Annotated in this window: 3 protein-coding genes and 1 pseudogene; 2 read left to right on the forward strand and 2 right to left on the reverse strand. The window is 65.1% G+C overall.

Translation table 11 applies throughout. The features are described 5' to 3' along the window. Positions 1–58 precede the first annotated feature (58 nt). Positions 59–706, reverse strand: a complete 648-nt coding sequence (locus L0G76_RS12505; RefSeq protein ID WP_092105952.1) for a TetR/AcrR family transcriptional regulator — start codon at positions 704–706, stop codon at positions 59–61. Positions 707–862: 156 nt separating this feature from the next. Here L0G76_RS12505 and L0G76_RS12510 point away from each other — a divergent pair, with 156 nt between their 5' ends. Then, the gene (locus tag L0G76_RS12510) at positions 863–3733 is read left to right on the forward strand and encodes an MMPL family transporter (protein WP_304357519.1); all 2871 of its coding nucleotides are present in this window, start codon (positions 863–865) and stop codon (positions 3731–3733) included. Further along, complete coding sequence (locus L0G76_RS12515) at positions 3730–6141, forward strand: YhgE/Pip domain-containing protein (protein WP_304357520.1); 2412 nt, start codon at positions 3730–3732, stop codon at positions 6139–6141. The genes L0G76_RS12510 and L0G76_RS12515 overlap by 4 nt, the downstream gene beginning before the upstream one ends. A gap of 408 nt (positions 6142–6549) precedes the next feature. Here L0G76_RS12515 and L0G76_RS12520 read toward each other — a convergent pair. After that, positions 6550–7507: pseudogene (locus tag L0G76_RS12520) on the reverse strand (FAD/NAD(P)-binding protein); the annotation flags it as partial.

Genomic DNA, 7507 nt, shown 5'->3' on the forward strand with positions numbered 1-7507 from the left:
GGTCCGGTGGCGGAAGACGGGTCCGGGGGCTCGGAGCCGAGTCGAGAAGTCTGCTTGCCTAGGGCTTCTGCGAGAAGTCGAGCAGCCGGCTGAGGATGCGCACCATCTGAGTCGAGTCGATCTCGACGATCTCGTCCAACTTCTTCCCCGCAGCCGCGCGCAGCGATGCCTGCGAATGAACGGCGGTGAGTGCTTCGATGAGGTCTTTGAGTGGAATCGTCGAGGCGGCCTCCGCGAAGCCGATGGCGTTTTCGATCAGCGATTGGATCCGCTGTCCTTGGAAAGAGTTCAGCTCCGCGTACCTGGGGTAGAGATCAGGCGTGCGCAGACAGTACAGCTCGATCTCATGTTCGGCGATCACCTCGGCGGCGGTGACCTTCTTCTGACTGAATGTGTCATCGATGAACTCTGTGAGGAAGTCCTCGATGTTCTCAGGGCCGCTGCGGTTGAGGCGATCACGCCAGCGCTCGATGGTGGCGTCGAGCATGTCGAGATCGTGGGAGGTGCGCTGTTCGATCGTGGCCAGGACCAGATCGTCGCGGCTGGAGAAATTCGAGTAGAAGGCTCCCCGGGTGAACCCGGCGGCCTCGCAGATCTCCTCGATCGAGGCCCCATCGATGCCTTTGACGGCAAAGACGGACACGCCCGCCTCCACCAATGTGGATCGGGTCTGCCGTCTGCGGGCGCTGAGATTGTCTGTATTCATCGAACATTTCGTCGTCGTGGCGGTGGCACATCGTTGTCGGCTCGGGCTGGGCATCCGATGAGAATCTTCACGAAACTCCTGATGCATTTGCGCTGAGGGCAATAAGTCAACAACAATACAGTACTGTATCCAATACACTTTTGTATCGAGGTCTTCGTGTCAACATTCCTGTACGCCCTGGGTCGTCGTGCCTACCGTGCTCCTTTCCGTTACATCGCTCTGTGGCTGGTGATCTTCGGGCTCGTCGGTGCCGGTGTCGCGGCGTTTGCGAAAGATTTCGACGATGACTTCACCCTTCCCGGCTCCGAGGCACAGGTCGCACTCGACTCGATGGAGTCGACCTTCCCCGAAGCCTCAGGTGTCGCCGCCGACGTCATCGTCGTCGCCGACGACGGAGACTCGGTCGAGGACTCCGCGTACAAGGACGAGATCGAGAAGGAAGTCGAACGGCTCGAAGACCTCCCTCACGTCGACGCCGTGACCTCGCCGTTCGACGAGATGGTCGAGGGCACCATCAGCGAAGACGAGTCGGCCGCGATGATCACCGTCCAGTACGACGGCACCCAGCAGGAGGTCGGCGAAGCCGCCCCGGACCAGCTCTTGGACGAACTGGACCCGTTGCGCGACGCGCTGCCCGACGGTGCCCAGGTCGAAGGCGGAGGCCAGCTCTTCCAGATCACCGGTGTCTCCATCTCCTGGGTCGAAGGCATCGGCGTCGTCATCGCCTTCATCGTCCTGCTCCTGACCCTCGGATCCTTCCGCGCGGCCGGAATGCCCCTGATCACGGCGCTCATCGGCGTCGGCATCTCCGTGCTCCTGGTCGTGGGATCCACGGCCTTCGGCGCGGTCAACTCCTCCTCGATCATGTTGGCGCTGATGTTGGGCCTGGCGGTCGGCATCGACTATGCCCTGTTCATCGTCTCCCGAGCCCGCGCGCTCCTGGCCGAGGGCCACGACCCGCTCGAGGCCACCGGACGGGCCGTCGCCACCGCCGGATCGGCCGTCGTCTTCGCGGGCATGACCGTGATGATCGCGCTGCTCGGCCTGTCCCTGGCCGGGATCCCCTTCCTCACTGTGATGGGCGTCGGCGCCTCCGGCTCGGTCGTCATCGCCGTGCTGATCTCGCTGACGATGATTCCGGCGCTGCTGGGGCTGGTCAAAGACAAGATCACGCCCAAGCCCACGAAGCGCTACCGCAAGGCCATCGCCACTGCCCAGAAGAGGGCGGACGACTCTGTCCCCCGGTCAGCGATCGCAGCCGAGGCTCAGGCTGCCGCTGGTGAGCCGTACCCGAAGACGATCATGAACAAGTTCTTCGCCGGTTGGCTGCACGTGGTGACGAAGATTCCGATGCTGACGGTCGTCATCATCGTCGGCGGACTCGCCCTGTTCGCGATCCCCGCCTCCAACCTCCAGCTGTCCCTGCCCACCGCAGGCAGCCAGGAGGAGGGCACCCCCGCCCGGACCACCTACGACCTCATCGACAAGCACTTCGGTCCCGGCTTCAACGGGCCGCTGGTCATGACGAGTGAGATCGTGACCTCCGATGAGCCCCTTGACGACGTCGAGCGCATCGAGAGTGAGATCGAGGATGTCGAGGGCGTCGACCAGGTCGTCCTCGCCACCCCGAACCGGGACGCGACCACGGCCCTGTTCCAGATCATCCCCACCACCAGCTCCGAGGACCCGGCGACGCTCGACACCGTCGAAAGGCTCCGGGACCTGAGTGCGGACATCGAGGACGAGGATGGTTTCGAGACTGCGGTCACCGGTGCCACGGCGATCCAGATCGACGTCTCCGATCAGCTCGGCAAGGCGCTGGTGCCCTTCGGCATCTTCGTCGTCGGACTCTCGATCATCCTGCTGATGATGGTCTTCCGCTCGGTTGCGGTGCCGATCAAGGCCACCGGCGGATTCCTCCTGTCGGTCTTCGCCTCATTCGGCACCGTGGTCCTCGTCTTCCACGACGGCCTGTTCGCAGGAGCGATGGGCATCGACTCGACGGGACCGGTGATCAGCTTCCTGCCGATCATCCTCATGGGCATCCTGTTCGGACTGGCCATGGACTACGAGGTCTTCCTCGTCTCCGGCATGCGCGAGGCCTATGTCCACGGGGCGACGGCCAGAGACGCGATCAAGTCCGGTTTCGCCTCCTCTGCCCGAGTCGTCTCGGCCGCGGCGATCATCATGTTCTCCGTCTTCGCCGCCTTCGTCCCCGCGGGCGAGCCGATCATCAAATCGATCGCGCTCGCCCTGGCTTCGGGCATCTTCGTCGACGCCTTCCTCGTGCGCATGTCCCTGGTGCCTGCCATCATGCAGATGCTCGGCGACAAGGCCTGGTGGCTGCCGAAGTGGCTCGACCGCATCCTGCCCCGACTCGATGTTGAGGGCGAGGGGTTGGCCCACGAGGTGGCGCTGCGGGACTGGCCGGAGCCGAACTCGAAATACCGGGTCTATGGCCGCGGCATCGCGGTCAGTTCGGGCCGGCGTGGATTCGCCCAGGTCGACATCTCCCTCTCACCGGGCCAGATCCTCGTCGCCAGCGGACAGGCCCGACAGGCGCTCCTGCTCGCCCTGTCCGGTCGTGTCGGACTGACCGCCGGGGAGATGAAGATCGGAGACATGGTCCTGCCCGAGCATGCGGGAAGGGTCCGTCGCCGGGTTCCCTACTTCGACCTGGATAAGCACGGGCCGGGCACGATGCCAGCCTCACGCGAGCTCTCACAGCTGCGCACCTCCGCGCCGGATCTGCTCATCATCAGCGAAGCAGGCGCACTGGCCGACGAGAGAGGCCGGGACGGTCGCGATCTGCGCGATCTTATCTATGATCTGCAGGCCGAGGGCACGGCAATCGTGCTGGGTCTGCCCGACGGCGACGTCACCGGGATCCTGTCCCCGAATACGAACTACTTCCACCTCGATCTCGATGCGGCCAAGCCCGAGGCTGAGCGTGGAACCGACAATGACGACGGCGGCGTGCAAGCTCACGCGGCCGGTCACAGCGAAATGGAAGGCGTGCAGTCGTGAGACTCGAACGTGCGAACTCGAAACGGCCCGTGACCTGGCTGTCCCTCTTCGGCCTGGTGCTCATCCCGATCATCGTGGCCGCCGGATTCATTTTGGCCACGTACAACAGCACCGACCGCCTCGACACGATCGAGGCCGCCATCGTCAACAACGACGACGGCGCCGAGGTCGATGGTGAGACCGTGCCGATCGGCCGGCAGCTCACCAGTGGCCTTGTGGGTGAAGAGGACAAGAACATCCACTGGGTCATCACCGATGCAGAGGACGCCGAGAAGGGCTTGTCCGACGGGTCCTACGCTGCGTCCCTGACGATCCCAGAGGGCTTTTCTCGCGCTGTGACCTCGGTCGACGATGCGAAGTCCGCCACTCAGACGCAGCTCGACGTCGACGTCTCCGGAGTCGCTCCGGCCGCCGACACCCAGATCGCGCAGTCCGTGGCCGGGGTGGCGCGCACGACCTTCAACACGCAGATGACCGAGACCTACCTCGACAACATCTATGTCGGATTCAACGACATGGGTGACCAGATGAAGGATCTCGGGGACGCCGCCGGTGAACTCGACGACGGCGCGAAGGACCTGTCCCAGGGCACCGAGGAGTCCGCGAGCGGTGCGGATGAGCTCTCCACGGGCATGAAGCAGCTCGACTCCTCGGGAACCGAACTCAACAAGGGTGCCGGTGACTTGTCCCAGGGCGCCGGAGAGTTGTCGAAGGGCACAGGTGAGCTCTCCGACGGACTGCAGGACGTGAAGAAGCAGACCGCGGGTCTGCCCGACAGCACCCAGAAGCTCGCCGACGGTGCCGGCGAACTCTCCGGGGGAGTCGACGAATACACGAAGTCCATCGATGCGATCATCAAGGGCTTCGCCGGTTCCGGCGACTCGGGCTCCGGCGGAGGCGGCATCGACGACCTCGTCAAGGGCGGCAAGGACCTCGACAAGGGTGCCAAGGGCGTCTCCGAAGGTGCCGAGGGGCTGTCATCGGGCCTCGGCCAGTACCGTGACGGTCTCCAGGAGGGCGCCGACCAGGCCGATAAGCTCGCCAAGAGCGGAACCGTGACCGGGCTCGACGACCTCGTCTCGGCAGGCATGATGTCCGAGGACGAGGCCGACCAGGCACGTGCTCAGATGTGCCCTCCCGGTACACCGGATGAGGTCTGCGCGGGCATCGAGAAGGCCTATGCCCAGGGACTGCTGAATGGCACCTCGGGCGGGCTGAACAGTGCCGTCGACGGACTGGAGCAGAAGCAGGACGGACAGTCGCTGCTCGGTGGCGCGGACAAGCTGGCCGATGGTGCCGGCGAACTCAGCGACGGCATGAGCAAGTTCGTCGAGGGGCTCGAGGACGGCCTCGGCGAGCTCACCGAAGGCATGGAAGACATCTCGAAGAACGCTCCGAAGCTGCTCGACGCTTCGAAGGGCCTGCGCGAAGGCGCCTCGGGTGTCGCCGAGGGCAACCAGAAGCTTGCCGACGGGATGCCTGAACTCAGTGATGGCATCGCCCAGGTCGCCGACGGGTCGACCGAACTCGATCAAGGCGCCGGTCAGCTCTCCGAGGGTCTCGGCGAGTTCACGACCGGCCTCGACAAGTACACCACCGGAGTCTCGACCGCGGCGACGGGAACCTCTGACCTCGCCGCCGGGCTGGACACCCTGGCCGAAGGCACTGACAAATACTCCGAAGGTGTCGGGGAATTCGCCGACGGAGTGAAGGAGGGTGCGGACGAAGTGCCCTCCTACTCGGCTCCGGAACGTGACAAGCTCTCCACCGTCGCCTCTCAGAACATCAAGGCGCCGAGCTCCTCCGACGCGGGGACGGACGTGTTGCAGGGATCGACGCTCGCGCTGCTCATCATGCTCGCACTGTGGGTCGGCGGACTCGTCACCTACACGGTGCTCAAACCGATCCCGGCCTCGACTCTGCTGTCGACGAAGTCCTCGGTGGCTGTGTGGCTGCGCGGCTTGGTGCCGGGTGTGATCGTGGGTCTGCTGCAGGCGGTGGTGCTGTCGATTCTGGCGGTGAGCGTCTTGGACATCGATGCGGTCAAGGGCTTCGACATCGCGGTCCTGACGTTCGTCTCTGCGCTCGTGTTCATGGTGCTCAACTTCGCGCTGGTGGCATGGTTCGGCGGCGTGGGCAGGTTCCTATCCGTGATCGCCGTGGTCCTCGCCGTGGCCGGTCGGACGATCGGTGCGGTGCCGGGCTTCTTCGACTTCGTCGCCCCGATCCTGCCGTTGACGCCGGCGATGAACGGCTTCGCCGCGATCGCAGCCGGAACGACAGGTGTGGGAGCCGCCTACGGAGGCCTGCTGGCCTGGGCGATCATCGGAGTCGTGATGTCACTGCTCGCGATTGTGCGAGCCAGGACCACGAAGCCCGAAGCCGCCCTCGAGATGGCCGACGCATAAGGGGAGCCCAGCGCTGCGGGAGCCCCCGCGCTGGGGAGCCCAGCGCTGCGGGAGCTGGGGTGCCCGCAATGGGGCGTCCTGTGCGGGTGCTGGGAGTTGTCGTGGGGGCTGTTCGGAGAAGCAGCTCGATCGAAGTTTCAGAGCTCGGGTTTAAAGGCGAGCTCTGAAACTTCGAAGCAGCCTCAATGAGACTTCCATCTGGCCGAGGCCGGCAGCTTTCGCCTGGCCGTCTGTGCCTCACCTTGTCTGGGGCCAGCGGCTGCGGAGCTCTACAGCCGAAGCCAGGCTGAGTTGGTTGCCGCAGGCTGAGCTGATTGCAACCAGCTCGGCCTGACTCAGACTGCTCAGCCGCACAGTTTCAGGCAGCCCGGCCACGCAGCATCATGCCGCTGGGAGCCTGGACGAGCCTCAGATGAGGTCGAGGATCGCCGTGGCGGCGGCGTGGGAGTCGGCCAGTGTGGCGGCGTTCGTATTGGGGTTCGCCGCGATCGCCAGCCCCCACTGGACCGAAGAGAGTTGGATGGACAGCGCGAATCGGCGGGGGTGCGCTGCACCGTCGACATCGATCGTGCGGTAAGGCCGCGGCGTCAGCGCCAGCCCGTTGAGGAACTTCTCGCGACCATCGTCCAGGGTCAGGCGTGCCGGCGTGAGCTGGCCGCGTTCGACCATCCCGTGCACCAGCACATCCGCGGCCCGTGAGACCGCATTCGTCGGTGAAGCCGCATCGATGACGACGCTTCCCGTGATTCCACCGTCTACCTGCGCCGAGGTGACTGTGAAGATCTGCGGCAGCGGATCCCCGCTCACGAGTGTGCTGCTCTCGCCGGGCGGAGCGCCGTCCCCAGACGCTGTTGCGGCGTCCGCGTCCGTCGACGGGACGACGTCGGGGTTCGCCTCGATGCGCATATCCGGGCCGATGAACTCGACAAGACCGGCTTCGGCCAGGGCGAGGAGCTCGGCGATGCGCTGTGGGGGAGGTCCGTCGCAGATGCCGGAGACGAAGCTTTCGAACCAGCCGCAGATCTCCATATCGATGCTGACCCGGTCGATGTGACCGGCGACGATGAGCTCCTTGAGCAGCAGACGAGACTGCCAGAGCACGGTGAACAGCGATTTCTCGGCGCTGCCTTCGGGCCCGGCGAGGGAATCGTGGAGGTCGGTGCGGAGGAAGTCGAGCATCCACTCGTGCAGCGAGTTCGACTCTCTGGCCCCGCGGCTGTCGAACCGGTGCCCCTCGAGAGGGTTGAGCAGTTCGTGCAGAGACATGCGGTAGGCGGGGTCGGGGACGAGGCTCTCCTCGATCTCCGACCACGCGAAGGCCTCACGTGTGACACGGCCCTGACGCGCGGCCTCGGTGGCTCCATTG

Origin of the sequence: Brevibacterium picturae (assembly GCF_030453725.1) — a bacterium.
Taxonomy (GTDB): Bacteria; Actinomycetota; Actinomycetes; order Actinomycetales; family Brevibacteriaceae; genus Brevibacterium; species Brevibacterium sandarakinum_A.